General features: G+C 60.8%; 15 protein-coding genes. 12 read left to right on the forward strand and 3 right to left on the reverse strand.

Annotation, left to right across the window (positions count from 1 at the left end):
- Nucleotides 1-23 precede the first annotated feature (23 nt).
- A complete protein-coding gene (gene argF, locus ACWF8S_RS05795) occupies nt 24-941 on the reverse strand; it encodes an ornithine carbamoyltransferase (protein WP_447555893.1) in 918 nt (305 codons plus the stop codon).
- 197 nt (nt 942-1,138) lie between these two features.
- Here argF and grxD point away from each other — a divergent pair, with 197 nt between their 5' ends.
- The 8 genes from grxD (at nt 1,139) to ACWF8S_RS05835 (ending at nt 7,345) form a co-directional block, all read left to right on the forward strand.
- The gene (grxD, locus tag ACWF8S_RS05800; protein ID WP_447555894.1) at nt 1,139-1,495 is read left to right on the forward strand and encodes a Grx4 family monothiol glutaredoxin; all 357 of its coding nucleotides are present in this window, start codon (nt 1,139-1,141) and stop codon (nt 1,493-1,495) included.
- A 156-nt stretch (nt 1,496-1,651) separates the two neighbouring features.
- Complete coding sequence (gene dnaX, locus ACWF8S_RS05805; RefSeq protein WP_447555895.1) at nt 1,652-3,706, forward strand: DNA polymerase III subunit gamma/tau; 2,055 nt, start codon at nt 1,652-1,654, stop codon at nt 3,704-3,706.
- Nucleotides 3,707-3,777: 71 nt separating this feature from the next.
- Nucleotides 3,778-4,104 (forward strand): YbaB/EbfC family nucleoid-associated protein, encoded by a 327-nt coding sequence (locus ACWF8S_RS05810; protein ID WP_447555896.1) that lies wholly within the window; start codon nt 3,778-3,780, stop codon nt 4,102-4,104.
- A gap of 3 nt (nt 4,105-4,107) precedes the next feature.
- Nucleotides 4,108-4,713, forward strand: coding sequence for a recombination mediator RecR (gene recR / locus ACWF8S_RS05815; protein ID WP_447555897.1), 606 nt, complete (start codon nt 4,108-4,110; stop codon nt 4,711-4,713).
- Between the two features lie 69 nt (nt 4,714-4,782).
- Complete coding sequence (gene rnd / locus ACWF8S_RS05820; protein WP_447555898.1) at nt 4,783-5,916, forward strand: ribonuclease D; 1,134 nt, start codon at nt 4,783-4,785, stop codon at nt 5,914-5,916.
- The gene (locus tag ACWF8S_RS05825) at nt 5,913-6,206 is read left to right on the forward strand and encodes a YcgL domain-containing protein (protein WP_447555899.1); all 294 of its coding nucleotides are present in this window, start codon (nt 5,913-5,915) and stop codon (nt 6,204-6,206) included. Before rnd ends, ACWF8S_RS05825 begins: the two co-directional genes overlap by 4 nt.
- A complete protein-coding gene (locus ACWF8S_RS05830) occupies nt 6,203-6,775 on the forward strand; it encodes an acyl carrier protein phosphodiesterase (RefSeq protein WP_447555900.1) in 573 nt (190 codons plus the stop codon). The genes ACWF8S_RS05825 and ACWF8S_RS05830 overlap by 4 nt, the downstream gene beginning before the upstream one ends.
- Before the next feature lie 123 nt (nt 6,776-6,898).
- Entirely contained in the window at nt 6,899-7,345 is a 447-nt protein-coding gene (locus tag ACWF8S_RS05835) for a YcgN family cysteine cluster protein (protein WP_447555901.1), read from the forward strand.
- A 5-nt stretch (nt 7,346-7,350) separates the two neighbouring features.
- Here the strand turns inward: ACWF8S_RS05835 and ACWF8S_RS05840 are convergent, their stop codons facing one another.
- A complete protein-coding gene (locus tag ACWF8S_RS05840) occupies nt 7,351-7,473 on the reverse strand; it encodes a hypothetical protein (protein ID WP_447555902.1) in 123 nt (40 codons plus the stop codon).
- 205 nt (nt 7,474-7,678) lie between these two features.
- Nucleotides 7,679-9,790, reverse strand: a complete 2,112-nt coding sequence (locus ACWF8S_RS05845) for a S9 family peptidase (RefSeq protein WP_447555903.1) — start codon at nt 9,788-9,790, stop codon at nt 7,679-7,681.
- 62 nt (nt 9,791-9,852) lie between these two features.
- Between ACWF8S_RS05845 and ACWF8S_RS05850 the strand changes: the two genes are divergently transcribed.
- The 4 genes from ACWF8S_RS05850 (at nt 9,853) to hrpA (ending at nt 17,179) form a co-directional block, all read left to right on the forward strand.
- Entirely contained in the window at nt 9,853-10,341 is a 489-nt protein-coding gene (locus ACWF8S_RS05850) for a hypothetical protein (RefSeq protein ID WP_447555904.1), read from the forward strand.
- A 14-nt stretch (nt 10,342-10,355) separates the two neighbouring features.
- Complete coding sequence (locus ACWF8S_RS05855; RefSeq protein WP_447555905.1) at nt 10,356-11,138, forward strand: class II glutamine amidotransferase; 783 nt, start codon at nt 10,356-10,358, stop codon at nt 11,136-11,138.
- A gap of 209 nt (nt 11,139-11,347) precedes the next feature.
- Complete coding sequence (locus ACWF8S_RS05860; RefSeq protein WP_447555906.1) at nt 11,348-13,069, forward strand: AMP-binding protein; 1,722 nt, start codon at nt 11,348-11,350, stop codon at nt 13,067-13,069.
- A 147-nt stretch (nt 13,070-13,216) separates the two neighbouring features.
- On the forward strand, nt 13,217-17,179 hold the full coding sequence (gene hrpA / locus ACWF8S_RS05865; RefSeq protein WP_447556552.1) for an ATP-dependent RNA helicase HrpA: 3,963 nt from the start codon (nt 13,217-13,219) through the stop codon (nt 17,177-17,179).
- The last annotated feature ends 21 nt before the right edge of the window (nt 17,180-17,200 follow it).

Consider the following 17,200-nt stretch of genomic DNA (forward strand, 5'->3'; position numbering starts at 1 on the left):
CGACCTGTTGCCGGGCGCTGCCCTTAATCGACGCGACCCAGCAGTAAAAATTCCATCAGCGCCTTTTGTGCATGCAAGCGGTTGCCCGCCTCTTGCCATACCACTGCGCGCGGGTCGTCCAGAAGTGTTTCGCTGATCTCTTCGCCGCGGTGAGCGGGCAGGCAGTGCAGAAACAGTGCGTCCGCCTTGGCGTTGTCCAGCATCGCCTCAGTCACCTGAAAACCGGCGAAGTCGGCTTCACGCTTGGCTTGCTCCTCTTCCTGGCCCATGGAGGCCCAGACGTCGGTGGTGATCAGGTCCACGCCCTGGGTGGCTTGTTGCGGGTCGTGGAACAGGGTGACGCGATCGCCGGCGGCTTCGAGAATGTCGGCGCGGGGTTCATAGCCTTTCGGGCAGCAAACGTTCAGCTTGAAGTCGAACTGACGCGCAGCGTTGATCCACGAGTGGCACATGTTGTTGCCATCGCCCACCCATACGGCTGTCCGACCCTCGATGCTGCCTCGAAGCTCGGTCCAGGTCATGACGTCCGCCAGCAGCTGGCAGGGGTGGTAATCATCGCTCAGGGCATTGATCACCGGGACGCTACTGGCGCGGGCGAAGGTCTCGAGGCCTTCGTGAGAAAATGTCCGGATCATGACCGCGTCGACCATTTCCGCCAGCACGCGGGCGGTATCCTCGATGGGCTCGCCGCGGCCGAGCTGCGTGTCCCGGGGGGAGAGAAACAAAGCGTGACCGCCAAACTGCGTCATGCCGGTTTCAAAGGATACACGGGTACGGGTGGAGGATTTTTCGAAAATCATCGCAAGCGTTCGGTTCTGGAACGGTGTGTAGATGGGGCCCTCGGCCTTCAGCTCGGTCTTGATCGTAATGGCGCGCTGAATCAGATAAGTGAGCTCATCTTGGCTTAAATCCAGAAGGGTCAGGAAATGGCGGGTCGCCATGGTCACGTCTCTCCACGTAAATACCCCATCCTAGCGAGGGCGCAGGGGATGCGCAACGCAATCGGCGCGCGTAGAATAGGGCTACCCGATAAAGCCGAGTGGTTTACTCAGGTATCGACATACGTTGAGGTGGGGTTAAATGCGCTTGACGAGTTGCGTAAACTAACAAGCCCCATCACTGATTGAAGGAGCAAGTCATGAGCACGACGGTTGAGAACATTCAGCGCCAGATCAGCGAAAATCCGATTCTCATCTACATGAAGGGTACGCCCCAACTGCCCCAGTGCGGCTTTTCGGCGCAGACCGTTCAGGCATTGATGAGCTGCGGCGAGCGCTTTGCCTTTGTCAACGTGCTGGATAACCCGGACATTCGAAGTGAACTGCCCAAGGTGGCCAACTGGCCGACCTTTCCCCAGCTGTGGGTGGAAGGTGAGCTGGTCGGGGGGTGCGATATCGTGATGGAAATGCACCAGAGTGGCGAGCTTGAAAAGCTCGTCAAAGAAGCCGGCCAACGCGCCAGCGCGACGGATGGCAACGACACCCCGAGCGAATAACGCCTCGTGACCAGCGGTTGGCGGGCACGCACCCAGCCGCTAGAATGGCGCCTTGCCATCTAGCTTGCCATCTAGATTGTTATTTGACGTTCACCCGCCCGGTGGCCCCACCAAGGGTCATCGGGCGGGTTAGCCCGCCAAAGGAAGTAGTGCTCAATGAGCTATCAGGTTCTGGCCCGCAAATGGCGCCCGCGTACATTTCACGAGCTGGTGGGGCAGACCCATGTTCAGCGCGCCCTGGTCAACGCCCTTGACCAGGGGCGCCTTCATCACGCTTACCTGTTTACCGGAACCCGCGGGGTGGGCAAGACCACCCTTGCGCGCATACTCGCCAAGTGCTTGAACTGTACGGCGGGCGGGCGCGGCGATGAAGGGATTACCTCGACTCCTTGCGGTCAGTGCGATAGCTGTCGCGCCATCGATGAAGGGCGCTTTGTCGATCTCATCGAGGTGGACGCCGCCTCACGCACCAAGGTGGAAGATACCCGGGAGCTTCTGGACAACGTCCAGTATGCCCCCACCCAGGGGCGTTACAAGGTGTACCTCATCGATGAGGTGCATATGCTCTCGACCAGCAGTTTCAACGCCCTGCTGAAAACCCTGGAAGAACCGCCGCCCCATGTGAAATTCCTGCTGGCCACCACCGACCCGCAGAAGCTGCCGCCCACGGTGCTCTCTCGCTGTCTGCAGTTCACGCTCAAGCATATGCCCCCCGAGCGGGTGGTCGAGCACCTGACGTTTGTCCTTGGCGAGGAAGGTGTGGAATTTGAAGAGCGCGCGCTCTGGCTGCTTGGCAAGGCCGCCGAAGGCTCCATGCGCGATGCCATGAGTCTGACGGATCAGGCGATTGCCTTCGGCCAGGGAGCGGTACACTACGCCGACGTCGCCGCGATGCTGGGAACGCTGGATCATCGCCACATCATGGCGCTGGTCGAAGCGCTGGCGGAAGTGGACGTTCAGGCCCTTCTGGCCGAGGTGGCCACGCTTGCCGAACAGGGCCCTGACTTTGCCGCCGTACTCGATGAGCTGACAACGATTCTGCACCGTCTTGCGGTAGCACAGATGGTGCCTGGCGCGGTGGACAACAGCCACGGCGACCGGGAGACGATTCTCGCCCTTGCCGGGCGCTTCACCGCCGAGGATATCCAGCTTTACTATCAGATCGGTATTCAGGGCCGAGGCGATATGGAGCACGCGCCGGATTTGCGCAGCGCGCTGGAAATGACGCTTCTGCGTATGCTGGCGTTTCGCCCTCAGGGGGTACCCAAGCCGCCGCGCACGCCGCTGCCCCTTCGTCCGGAGCCCGCTTCCCGGCAAGAGGCGCCTGCCTCGTCGCCTAGTCCGGCAAACGCCGAGCCGCCAGCACTCGAGCCAAGCGCGCCCGGTGCAGCCGAGTCCGAACCAAAAAAGCCTAAGCCTGCACCTGCGCCGCCAGAAGCGCCCGCCCCGGTGCAGGCGACTTCCCCAGGCCTTGCCGACAGCGAGCCGCCCCCCTGGGCGATGGACGAGCCGCTTTCCGATGACGCCGCACCGCTCGGGCCTGACTCATCGGACGCCGACGATTTCGCGGGGCAGTCCGTCCTTGAGGCGCCGCCGAACGAGCCCGCCTTTCGCGAACCCGCGCTCGACGGTGACGCTCCGCTTGAGCGGCAGACCGAACAAGACGCCGTGCCCGAGAAAAGCGAAGGCGTTTTGGAACCCGAAACGCCCGAATCCGAAGTGCTTGAGCCCGAAGTGCCTGAGCCAACCCCCGCCGCCGGTGGCGCGTCCACGCCTGTGACTGATCAGGCGTCAGTCGGGCCGGATACGCGGCTCGACCACGCCCGCTGGCTGAGTCTTTTCAATGCGCTGGGCCTTGGCGGGCTAACCCGGAATCTGGCCGCGCACTGCCAGCTGGCAAGCGATGACGGGCATACGATCGTGCTGATGCTCGACCCTAGCCAATCGGCGATGCAGGCCGATGTTCATCAAACGCGTATCGAAAAGGCGCTGGATGGACAGGGCCTGACGCGCAGGATCACCTTCGAGGTGGCCGAGCTCGATACCGGCGTCGAAACGCCCCGGGAGCAGGATCTTCGCTTTCAGCGCGAGCGCCACGCCAAAGCCGTTGATCTATTGCACCGCGACCCCAATATACAAAAGTTGCAGCAAGCCTTCGGGGCAACGCTTAACGAATCCAGCGTGAAGCCCACGGCGTTCGATGCCTCATGACAGCCGGGCATTCACGGCATACGCTTACCTTCAGCAATACGCATTGATCGATTACCCAAGGAGAGACGACCATGTTCAAAGGTGGAATGGGCAACCTGATGAAGCAGGCTCAGGAAATGCAGGAAAAGATGCAGCAGGTTCAGGAAGAGGCGGCCAAGGCCGAGGTGTTCGGTGAAGCCGGCGCGGGTATGGTCAAGGTCACCATGAACGGCCGACACGACGTCAGCGACGTCACCATCGACCCAAGCGTCCTGGAAGAAGACAAGGAACTTCTGGAAGATCTGCTGGCCGCGGCGGTCAACGACGCCGTGCGCAAGGTCGAAGCCAACTCCAAGGCGAAAATGGAAGAAGCCACCGCGGGTCTTAACCTGCCGCCTGGCTTCAAGATGCCGTTTTAAGCGATGCGCTTTTCGCCGTTAATCGAGCAGCTCATCGAAGCGTTTCGCGTGCTCCCAGGCGTTGGGCCCAAGACGGCCCAGCGTATGGCCATGCACCTCCTGGAGCGCGAGCGCGAAGGCGGCAAACGCCTGGCCGGCGTGATCGAGCAGGCCATTGAAGAGGTGGGCTACTGCCAGCGCTGCCGTACCCTGACCGAGGCCGACATATGCGCGCTGTGCGAAAGCGCGCGGCGTGACGACTCGCTTCTGTGCGTGGTGGAGTCCCCTGCGGACCAGCTCGCCATTGAAGAGGCGGGAGGCTTTCAGGGACGTTATTTCGTGCTGCATGGTCATTTGTCGCCGCTGGACGGGATCGGGCCGGAAGCGATAGGGCTGGAGCTGCTCGAAGCCCGGGTCAGTGAAGGTCTCGTCAAGGAGGTCGTGCTGGCGACCAATCCGACCGTCGAGGGTGAGGCGACGGCGCATTATATCGCCTCCCAGCTTGCCCGCTATGGCGTGGCGTTTTCGCGTCTTGCCTATGGCGTGCCCATGGGCGGCGAGCTCGAGTACGTGGATGGCGGCACCCTGAGCCGTGCGTTCAACGGCCGTCTGCCGTTCGGTCTTGAATAGTATTACCCCGCTGCGTTTTTATATCACTGTCGCAACCGCTTGACGGTTGTATTCACAGGGAAGTCTACCGTGTCCGCCTTAACTGCCCCGAACTATCGTTGGATAGAGACCGCCGAACAGCTCGACGCCGCCTGTCTGGAGGTGATCGATGCCAGCGTGCTCGCTCTGGATACGGAGTTTTTCCGTGAAAACACCTTCTTCCCCATTCCGGCCCTGATTCAGTTTTCAGCAGGGGAGCAGGCCTATCTGATCGACCCGCTGGCCACCCCCTGCACCCCGGCGTTTAAAGCGCTGATGCAGAACCAGGCCCTCAAACTGCTTCACGCCTGCAGCGAGGACCTGGAAGTCTTCCAGCTCTGGGCGGGAGTACTGCCCACGCCGCTGGTGGATACTCAGGTTGCCCAGGCCCTGTTGGGCGAGGTGCCCGCCATGGGATATCAGAAACTCGTCGAGTTCTGGGTGGGTGAAATATTGCCCAAGGAGGAGACCCGGTCGAACTGGTTGACGCGGCCGTTGACGCCCGGGCAGTGCGAGTACGCTGCCCTGGACGTGATCTACCTGCTTCAGGTCTGGGCGCTGCAGGCAGGCAAGCTCGAGATGCTGGGGCGCCGGGCATGGCTAAATGAAGAGTGCGCTCTACAGATTGATCAGGCGGATAGAAACGCGCAGAGTGACGCGCTTTGGTACACCCGCCAGCGCCAGCTCTGGCGGCTTGCCCCCCGCCCGCTGAAAGCGTACCAGCTGATGACCGCCTGGCGGGAGGGCGAAACCCGTCGACGTGACCTGCCGCGCAACTGGCTGGTCAGCGACAAGCTTCTGTTCGCCATTGCCGAGACGATGCCCCAGAACCGCTATGAGCTGGCGGCAGTGGAGGGGGTAAAACCCTCGCTGGTCAAAAAGGAGGGCGATGCACTGCTGGAGTTTGTCAGGCAAGCTCAGCACTGCCCCGAGCAGGCGCTGCCCGCCGCCTGGCCCGACCCCGCTGAACCCGCATTCAAGCGCCATTTGAAAGCGCTCAAGAAAGTGATTACCGCCAAGGCGGCCGCGCTCGAGATCGCTCCCGAGGTACTCATGCGTCGTCGTGATATCGAAGCTCTAGTGATGCAGCACCTGGCTTGCGAGCCCCTGGCGTTACCGGGTGGCTGGCGGGGTGAAAGTTTAAACGATGCCTTACGTGAGACCCTCAAGGAGAGCGCGGCATGAGCGATAAACTCTTGTGCGAGATTTTGAAAAGTTCGCGTAAGGACGAGATGTATCTCTACGTGGATAAACGCCGCGGTTGTGACCCGGTGCCCGCAGCGCTCATGGAGACCTTCGGCAAGCCCGTGCCGGTGTTGACCATGATCTTGACGCCAGACAAGACGCTTGCGCGGGTGAAGGCCGAAGACGTCATCGCGGCGATTGACGAACAAGGCTTTTACCTTCAGATGCCACCGGCCAAAGAGGCTTATCTGCTGGATATTCATCGGGCCCACGTCAACCGCATTTCATGAACTTTCTTGCCCATGCCTGGCTTGCTCGCCAGGGCTCCAATGCGTTCTTGCTGGGGAACGTGATTGCCGATGGCGTCAAAGGGCAGGATTTGACGCCCTGGCCGACCGCGGTCGCCCAGGGCATTCGCCACCACCGGCGAGTGGATGCCTGGGTGGACGCTCATGAAATCATCAAGCGCGCCAAGGAGCGTGCCCCGCAGGGCCAGCGCCGCTACGCCGGTATTGCCCTGGATATCCTGTGGGATCACTTTCTGGCTCGGGAGTTGCTTCATACGGCCGAATTCGAGGCGCTGGTGGAGCGCCTGTACGCGCTCCTGTCCAGAGAGCCGGCCCCGAACCGGCTGGCACAGATGATGCCGGCGCTGGTCAAGCATGACTGGTTAAGAAACTACGCCGATTTTGATTTCACCTGTCGAGCCATCGAAGGGGTAGGGCAGCGGCTTTCAGGGCCCAACCGGCTCAAGGCGCTCATCCCCTGGCTGGGGCGCGACTATGGCTGGCTTGAGGAGCACTTTCAGATCCTCTGGTCCGAATGCACCGATCAGCTGACACGGGCTGACGGTATCTGAAGGGCAGTATCTGAAGAGCCGTACTTTGAAGGCACGGCCTGGAGGTCGAACCTTGTAAAGATGACTTCTGAAGAGGCGCACACAGGTGCAAACCGAAGACGAGTATCACAAGACGAGGGCGCGATGCGCGAACGCTTCTGGGAAAAGTATCCGTTGGAAGAGCTCACCTCCGAGGAGTGGGAGGCGCTTTGTGACGGCTGCGGCCAATGCTGTTTGTTGAAGCTACACGATGACGAGACCCAGGAGCTTGCGGTACTGGGCGTATCGTGTCGTTTGCTGGATACCCATAGCTGTCAGTGCAGCGATTACGAAAACCGTTTTGACAGCGTCCCCGACTGTACCCAGCTTACCCCGGCCCTGGTACGGGAATTTACCTGGCTGCCCGCTACCTGCGGCTACCGCCGCGTGGCAGAAGGGCGCAAGCTGGCCGGATGGCATCCGCTTTTAAGCAACGACGCCGAGCGGGTTCACCGTAAAGGCGTGAGCGTACGAAGCTTTGCCGTTTCGCAAGACGCTGTGCCCGAACGGGAGTGGGAGGAGCACATCATCGCCATACTGCCCATCGAGTAGGCAGTTTAGCGCTTGAATGCGGCAAACAGCGCCAGACTTTTGGTCAGGGAGATGCGCGCCTTGGCGGGTTTGGCGGGTTGCTTGGTCGGCGTATCCCAGATGGTTAAAAACCGCTCTTGGTATTTCATGATTTTCTCCGGCGCTTCAAGCGCTATCGATATACAGTGGCTCTGAATCAGCAAGCATAGACTTTGGTCTATGCAACTAACGGCTATTATGGCGCATTAAAATTTTTATGGAAAGGTTTTTCATAAAAATAAAAAGCACCCGGCAGCAGGGCCACGGGTGCTTTCTTTTACTGCTTGTATGTTTGAATGCGGGGTCAATGCCCCTTCAGAGGGCTGACACCTCGGCTTTTTCGGGGCCTCTCTCGCCAAGGCCTAATGCCCAGAGAATGAACGCGTCCTGACGGGCGCCATCCTTCCAGGCCTTGAAGCGTCCGGAGGCGCCGCCGTGGCCGCTGTCCATGTCGGTATACAGCAGTACCGGAGCGCTGGCCTTCTGGGCCTGGGCAACGCGGGCATAGAACTTGGCGGGCTCCCAGTAGCTTACCCGGGTGTCGAACCAGCTCCCTTCGATCCAGAGCGCCGGATAGGCTTGTGCCTGGATGTTGTCCACCGGCGAGTAGCCCTGAATGCGCGCCGCCACCTCCGGGTCTTCGGGGTTGCCCCACTCGCTGTACTCGGCGGTGGTCAGCGGCAGTTCCGGGTTCTGCATGGTGCGCAACACATCGAGAAAGGGGACATCCAGCACGGCGGCGCAGAATGCCTCGGGCGCACGATTGATGCAGGTTCCGACTAGAAGCCCGCCGGCGCTGGCACCGTAAGCCACGATCCTTTTCGCATCGCTCAAGCCTTCGTCCACCAGGGCCTGACGCGCGCTCAGAAAATCGTTGAAGCTGTTCTCCTTGTGCGCCATCTTGCCATCGAGGTACCAGGGTTCGCCGCGCTCGCCGCCGCCGCGTACGTGGGCCACGGCAAACGCGACACCGCGCTCGAGAAGCTCCAGCCGGGCGATGGAAAACCAGGGGTCCAGCGGCTCGCCATAGGCCCCGTAGCCATATAAAAGCGTCGGCAGCGCCTGGCCTTCGAGGTCTGCGCGCATCACGACCGAGACAGGTACCTGTTCGCCATCGTGGCTTGTCGCCCAGATGCGTCTGCTGATAAGCGCCTCGGGCGTGAGTGCGCCGTGAACCGGCAGGGTTTTCAGTAGCCGGCGTTCGCCGCTTTCAAGGTCCAGCTCGTACCAGCTGGCGGGTCTGGTAAACGACTCTTCTCTCAATCGCACCACCTGGGCGTCAAAGTGAGGGGAGTCCTCCAGAAGTTGCGAGCTGGGTGTCTCATTCAGAGCGATCAGTTCCTCGCTTTCGATGACGCCGTCATCGTCCAGTACCAGGCGTCTTAGCCTCGTTTGGGCGTCGTCATGATGTCGCTGGGCGATTATCAGCCCCCAGGCAAAGGCATCCATTCCTTCCAGAGTCTGTTCGGCGTCATGGGGAATCAGCGGCTGCCAGTCAGCATCTTCACCCAGCGCGCGTTCAGGCAGCACGTCGAGGGCGAAATGGGGGCCATCCTGGTTCTGCAGCCGGTAAAATGTCCCGGGACGGTGGTCGATGCTGACCTCTACCCCTTTTGATCGCCGATGCAGACAGCGCGGGGGCGTGTTGGGCGACGCGGCCGGTACCGCCAGAATCTCGGTGGTGTCCTTGGCGCTGGTCTCGATGAAAAGCCATGCCTTTGAGCGGGTTTTTCCCACCCCCAGCCAGAACTCGGGGTCGTTTTCACGAAACACCAGCGTGGCAGGAGCATCGAGCTCGAAAGCTATGAAATTCACGTCACAGCGCCACAGGCTGTCCGGTCGCTGAGTGGCATCGAAGCGGGTGAAGAAAAGCGTGGCGCCCTGCGGGGTCTGGTCTTCTGCCCAGCAAAGTGCCGGGCCGATATCACTGGCAAGCTTTCGTGGCTCGCCGTCGGGCAGCGCCTTAAGCCATAGCGTGTAGCGTTCATCGCCCTGGGTGTCTTCGCTCCAGGCAAGCCACTGCTCGTCCGGAGTAAGCGCCATGTCGCCGATATCGAAAAAATCGCTGTCACCTGCTCTGGCCACCACGTCGAAGAAGCACTCGGGCGGGGCAGTGCTGTCAAGGGGCCTGCGCCACCAGCGAGGGTAGTCGTCATGTTTGTCGGTTTCGCTCCAGAACGTAAAGACGTCAAGCGGTGTCTCGAGACTTTTGACCGCCAGTTCGCGCCGGGCCAGGTGGCTTTGATAAAGCGACTCGGCAAAGGGGGCGAGAGGGCTGAACCAGCGGGCGTGCTCCTCGTTGGTACTGGTCAGGAATGCGCTTACCTCGGGGGCGTCGCGTTGCTCTAACCAGTGCCAATCCGGGTCATCGGCGCGATAATAGCGCGCCGCTGGAGAGTCTTTGGGCATGCCGGGCTGTGCTTTCATAAATTGACAGGTACCATAACGGGAAATCAACCGCGGGTGCGTTCACCCACACGAGGGGTATTATGCTGTTTACAAGCTCAATGTCACTGCTATGGCTAAGTTATTACGGCGTTTCGCTGGTGGTGCTCGTTGCGGTCTATTTTGCGCTGGCGCTCTTGCCGCGTCTGCCAAGGCTGGTGATTACCTGGTGTGTGGCGGGGGCCATGTGGATGCCCGCGCGCTATAGCTTGCCACTGATCGAGGAGAACGAGTTTTATACCGGTTGGGCCCCGGCGGCCATGGTTTCGGCAGTGAGCTTCATGGAGCGTAGTGGCGCGGCGCTTCGCGGCGGCCTGTTCTGGCTGCTGCTGGGGATTGCGCTGGGTGCTCTGGTGGGCGTGGCGCTTTGGTGGCTACGCCGCCCGGTCGAGCGCGCCCCGGCCAGGCGCTCCTCGGAAGACAAGCGTCCACCCAGCGACAGGCGCCCGCCGAATAACAAGCGCACAGCCGCTAAACCTCGTAGCGGTAGTGGCAGTGGTGAGCCGCGCCGCCGCGAGCCCGTGATCAACTAGACCCGGGAGGGCGTATGTGCGAACTGCTGGGCATGAGCGCCAATGTGCCAACCGATATCTGTTTCAGCTTTTCCGGCTTCCTGCACCGCGGCGGGGGCACCGGCCCTCACCGCGACGGGTGGGGGATCGCCTTTTACGAACAGGGCGGGTATCGAGAATTTCGCGACCCGCACCCCTCCATAGACTCACCCATTGCACGCCTGATATGCGACTACCCCATCAAGTCCCACGTGGTGATCAGCCATATCCGCCAGGCCAACGTAGGCGGGGTGCGTCTGGATAATACCCATCCGTTCACCCGGGAGATGTGGGGTCGGCCCTGGTGCTACGCCCATAACGGTCAGCTCAGCGGCTGGCAGGCATTGCCGCTGGATGTGTATACCCCGGTGGGCACCACCGATAGCGAACACGCCTTTTGCTGGCTTTTGGGCGAGCTACGCCGTGCATTTCCCACCCCGCCCGCTTCTTTCGAGCCTGTCGGCGAGCTGCTTCACACGCTGTGCGAAAAGCTTCGCGGCCTTGGCGTTTTCAACCTGCTGCTCAGTGATGGCGAGTCACTTTACAGCTACTGCTCCACCAAGTTGTCCCACATTACCCGTAAGGCGCCGTTTGGCGAAGCGGAGCTTTCGGATGCCGAAATGACGGTGAACTTCAGCGAGCACACCACCGCCTGTGATGTCGTATCGGTCATTGCCACTCAGCCGCTGACCCATAACGAGGTATGGAAGACCATGGCACCCGGTGAACTTCTGGTATGGCAGGAGGGGAGCATAAAAGCGTGTTACGAACCATACTGACTAGATTCATCGAGGGGTTTTTCGGTAAGTATTTGATGTGACGACATGATGGTAGAGTGCCTGGGACCAGCCGCGTTGAAACAGGAGTTTCAATCAGGCGTTTTACAGCGTTACGCCCCTCGTATATCTTAGGCGTTTAGGCTCGTCTCACAGAACGCCAAAACAACAAGGTCGGTCCATATATCGACACGGACAGCGGAGATTGCACCATGAGCGAACACGCCGATGCTCCCATGCTACAGGGCCCAGCGCTTGAAGGCCTGGATCAATACAATTCAGTCACTGACGTCTTCGATACGGCGGTAAAACGCTATAGCGATAAACCCGCGTTCAGTTGCATGGGGAAAACCCTTACCTTTGCCGAACTCGATGACTATGCGTCACGGTTTGCCGCCTGGATCCAGAACGAAACCGATCTTGAGCCGGGCGACCGCATCGCCATCCAGCTTCCCAACGTCCTGCAGTTTCCTGTAGCCGTGTTCGGTGCGCTGCGGGCGGGTCTTGTTGTGGTCAATACCAACCCGCTCTACACCGAGCGTGAAATGGCCCACCAGTTCAAGGACGCCGGCGCCAAGGCGATTCTCATCCTGGCGAATATGGCCCACAAGCTTGACAAGATACTGGATAAAACCGATATCTCCCACGTTCTGGTCACCGAGCTTGCCGATCTTCACAACGCTCCCAAGCGTTGGGTGGTCAATGGGGTGGTCAAGTACGTCAAGAAGATGGTGCCGACCTACCGGTTACCGGGCGCTATCGGTTTTCGCCAGGTGATGAAAGCCGGGGCCCGGCATGAGTTCACACCGGTCAAGCGAGCCCCGGACGATGTGGCCGCGCTTCAGTACACCGGTGGCACCACCGGCCGGCCCAAGGGGGCGATGCTGACCCACACCAACCTGATTGCCAACATGTTGCAGGCACGCATGGCGATCGGCACGCACCTGGAAAACGGCAAGGAGCTGGTCATTGCGCCGCTGCCGGTGTACCACATCTATACCTTCACGGTGAACTGCCTGTTCTTGATGGAGACGGGCAATCACTCGGTGCTGATCACCAATCCGCGTGATCTGCCTGCTTTCGTCAAGGAGCTCAAGCGTCTTGAGTTCACCAGCTTCATTGGGCTGAATACGCTTTTCAACGCGCTTTGCCAACGTGACGATTTCCGTTCGCTCGATTTTTCCCGCCTGAAGCTCACCATTTCCGGCGGCATGGCGCTCACCCAGGCCGCCGCCCATCGGTGGGAAGAGGTAACCGGCTGCCCCATCGCGGAAGGCTATGGACTGACCGAAACCTCACCGGTCGTCAGCTTCAACCCGACCGATGCCATTCAACTGGGCACGATCGGCAAGCCAGTGGCCGGCACCTCGGTGAAAGGGGTGGACGCCGACGGTCATGACGTCGCGCTCGGCGAGCCCGGCGAGCTTTGTGTCAAGGGCCCCCAGGTGATGAAAGGCTACTGGCAGCGCGACGACGAGACGCAAAAGTCGATCGATGCAGGCGGCTGGTTTCACACCGGTGATATCGCCGTGCTACAGGACGATGGCTATATCCGCATCGTGGATCGCAAGAAGGACATGATCCTGATCTCGGGTTTCAACGTATATCCCAACGAGATCGAGGATGTGGTTACCGGGCATCCAGATATCGTCGAGGCAGCCGCCGTGGGCGTGCCGGATGAAAATGCCGGCGAGGCGATCAAGCTCTTCGTGGTGTCCAAAAACAGCGACCTGGATGCGCAGACGCTGCGCAGCTGGTGCAAGAAAGAGTTGACCGCCTACAAGGTGCCCAAGTACATCGAGTTCCGGGACGAGCTGCCCAAGACCAACGTAGGCAAGGTATTAAGGCGCGAACTGCGCGATGAGGAAAAGCAGAGCGATGCAACAAGACAGGGCGCTGAGGAAAAACAGAGTGAAGAACAGAATAGGTCCTGAAATCCGCTCGAAAGGTTAGAGCGGCTCTGTGGGTTAGCCCTACCTTTAACGAAAGCGCTATAATGTTCGGCCCTCCTTTGACAGGTGGGCCGAATTTTTATTTTTTGGACGGGATTTGAGCCTAACGTGACCACCCAGACGCACTCCTTGACCCATGCCCAGCAGGTGACGCAGCTTGAGCAGGCGCTAGCCGAGGTGACCCTTCGCGACAGCCACCGCTTGGCGCGACGCATCGGTGGGCTCAAGCGTCGTCTGCAGGATGACAAGCCCATCGATCGTGGCCTTGATGAGGTCAGTCGCGAACTCGAAAAAGCCCGACGCCACTACGTCAGCCGGGTATCGACGCCGGTAACGCTACAGTATCCTCCCGAGCTTCCCGTGGTAGAGCGGCGCGAGGATATATACAACGCCATTCGCGATCATCAGGTTGTCGTGGTGGCCGGTGAAACCGGTTCGGGTAAAACCACCCAGTTGCCAAAGATCTGTCTGGAGCTCGGGCGCGGTCGGCGGGGCTTGATCGGCCATACCCAGCCGCGCCGGCTGGCCGCGCGCAGTGTGGCTACCCGGCTTTCCGAGGAGCTGGATGTCTCCCTTGGCGAGCAGGTGGGCTATCAGGTGCGCTTCAACGATCAAAGCACCCCCACCACGCTGGTCAAGCTGATGACCGACGGCATACTGCTGGCCGAAACCCAGCACGACCCGATGCTCTGGCGCTACGATACGCTGATCATCGACGAGGCCCACGAGCGCAGCCTGAATATCGATTTTCTGCTCGGCTACTTGAAGCGCCTGCTGCCCAGGCGCCCGGATCTCAAGGTCATCATTACCTCGGCGACGATCGACGTCGAGCGTTTCGCCGCCCACTTTGGCCAGGACGATCAGCCGGCCCCTGTGGTGGAGGTTTCCGGACGTACCTATGACGTGGACGTGTTGTACCGGCCGCTTTCGAGAAGCGAAGACGACGAAGAAGACCGCACGCTACAGGAAGGCATCACCCAGGCGGTGGCCGAGATCGAGACCATCGAGCGCGAAAGGGGATGGCTGCACGGCCCGCGGGATGTCCTGATCTTTCTGCCCGGCGAGCGTGAAATTCGTGAAACCGCAGATACGCTGCGCCGCGCAGATTTCAAGGGCACCGAGATTCTGCCGCTTTACGCCCGGCTTTCCAATGAAGAGCAGAACCGGGTGTTCGCGCCCCACCGAGGGCGCCGCATAGTATTGGCCACCAACGTGGCGGAAACCTCGCTTACCGTACCGGGTATCCGCTACGTCATCGACCCGGGGCTTGTGCGCATCAGCCGCTACAGCTATCGGGCGAAAATCCAGCGCCTGCCGATCGAACCCGTCAGCCAGGCCAGCGCCAACCAGCGCAAGGGCCGCTGTGGGCGTATCGCCGAGGGCGTGTGTATCCGCCTTTTTGACGAGGACGATTTCCTCTCGCGCCCGGCGTTCACCGACCCGGAAATTCAGCGTACCAATCTTGCCTCGGTCATTCTCTCGATGCTCTCGCTCAAGCTTGGCAATATCGAAGAGTTCCCCTTTGTCGATCCGCCGGATAGCCGCTTTGTCAAGGACGGCTTCCGACTTTTGTTCGAGCTGGGCGCGGTGGATCACAAAGAGCAGATCAGCGAACTTGGCCGCAAGTTGGCAAGACTACCCATCGACCCGCGTCTGGCGCGGATGGTGCTTGAAGGGGCGGCCCGGCAAAGCCTGCGCGATGTGCTCATCGTAGTGTCGGCACTGGCCATTCAGGACCCCCGCGAGCGCCCGGCGGATAAACGCCAGGCGGCGGATCAGGCTCATCAGCGCTGGCACGACCCGGACTCCGATGTCGTCGCGCTCTTGAACCTGTGGCATGGCATCGAAAACGCCCGCAGCTCCCTATCCGGCAATCAGCTGCGCCGCTGGTGTCGCGAGCATTACATCAACTATCTGCGCATGCGCGAGTGGCACGATACCTTCCGTCAGCTCAGACAGCTTCTGCGTGATATGGATATCGAGGTACCCGCATCGCTGCCTGCCACTGAGGATGAAAGCGAAGAGCAGGCGCGCCAGGCACGCCGCAAGACCTCCGACAAGCTGCATCAGGCGCTGCTTTCGGGACTCTTGTCCAACTTGGGCAACCTCTTGGAAAACCGGGAGTACCTGGGCGCGCGCAATCGTAAGTTCATGATTCATCCAGGCTCCGGACTGGCCAAGAAAACGCCCAAGTGGCTCATGGCCTTCGAGCTTGTGGAAACCACCAAGCTCTACGCCCGCACGGTGGCAAGAATCGACCCGGCGTGGATCGAGCCCCAGGCCGAGCACCTGGTCAAGCGCAGCTACAGCGAGCCCCACTGGGAGATGAAGCGCGCCCAGGTGGTGGCCTTTGAACAGGTCACTCTGTTTGGCCTGCCTATCGTTGCGCGCCGGCGCATCAATTACGGGGCCATCGCCCCTGAAGAATCCCGGGAGATCTTTATCCGCCGGGCGCTCGTGGAGGGGGAGTTCCAGACCAGGGGCGAGTTCTTCGCTCATAACCGGGCGCTGGTCGATGAGGTGGAAGCGCTCGAGGATCGGGCCCGCCGCCGGGATATCCTGGTCGATGAAGAGACCCTCTACGCCTTCTACGACGAGCGTATTCCAGCGGATATCGTCAATGGCAAAGGGTTCGAGCATTGGCGCAAGCAGGCCGAACGCGAAACCCCCGAGCTTTTGAAGTTCGATATCGATACCCTCAAGGCCCGTGACGCTGAAGACGTTACCCAGGCCCAGTACCCGGATCATTTAACCCTTTCCGGCGTGGCGTATCCGGTGAGTTACCACTTCGAGCCTCACGCCGAAGACGACGGTGTCACGCTTATGGTACCCGCCGCGATGCTGCCGCAGTTGCCAATACACGCACTGGAGTGGCTGGTGCCGGGGCTTTTGCGCGAGAAATGCATTGCGCTCTTGAAATCGCTGCCCAAGAGTATTCGTCGTCAGGTGGTCCCTATTCCCGACTGGGTGGATGCGGCGCTGCAAACGCTGACTCCCGGCGAACGTCCGCTCACCGAAGCGCTGGGCGAGTTTCTCCGACAGCGTACCGGTACCCGGGTACATCCGGACGACTGGCGTCTTGATCTGCTCGAGCCCCACCTTGTCATGAACGTGCGCGTGGTGGATCACGCAGGCGAAACGCTCGGCCAGGGGCGCGACGTGCGCGCGCTCGAGAAACGTTTCGAGCAGGCGGCCAGCGCCGGCGCCCAGGCGCTGGCCAAGGAGGCGTCCCAGGCGCCAGTGCTTGACGAGCTGCCTGAAAGCCCGCTGCCGGCTTCGCGCGTGACGACCCAGGCGGGTATTCGCGTACAAGCCTACCCCGCGCTCAGCGTCGAGGGCGGGGCGTTCAAGGTAGCCCTGTTCGATCATCCGGCGAAGGCCGAGGCCGCCCATCAAGAGGGTGTTGCGCGTCTGGCGATTACCAAGTGCCCTGAGCAGGTCAAGGCGATCAAGGCCCTCCCGGCGCTGGAGAAGTGCGCGCTGCTCTTTACCAACGTGGGCAGCAAGCAGGCATTTATCGACGACGTGCTGCTGGCCGTGTTTACCCAGGTGGTGGCCCAAGCGCCGCTGCCGCGCTCGGCCGGGGAGCTTGAGGTTCGCCTTGGCAAGGTCGAGGGTGCGCTTCTCGATCACGCCCGCGAACTCTTGAAGGAAGTAGAGGCCGCGCTGAAAGGGCATCTGGAGGTCAGCAAGCGCCTCAAGGGAAACTTGAATTTTGCCCTGGCGCTGGTTTACAGCGATGTGCGCGCGCAGATGCAGCGTTTGGTCTATTCTGGCTTCATCCGCGATGCAGGCGAATGGCTTTCGGAGTACCCCCGTTACTTCGAGGCCGCACTGATTCGCCTTGAGAAAGCCCCCCGCGAGCGCGGCCGCGACCAAATGATGATGAACGATGTCCAGGCGCTTGAAACGCGCTTTGACGCTCGACGTGAAAACGAGCGGCGAGGCCAGGTTGAAGATCCGGCGCTGGTAGCGTTTGGCTGGTGGATTCAGGAGCTTCGCGTCTCGCTGTTCGCCCAGCAGCTAGGCACCCGCATGCCCGTATCGGCCAAGCGCCTTGAAAAACACTGGGAAGAGATCACGCGCCCTTGATTCGGCGCCCCAGCCAACACA

The organism is Vreelandella xerophytica, assembly GCF_968048975.1.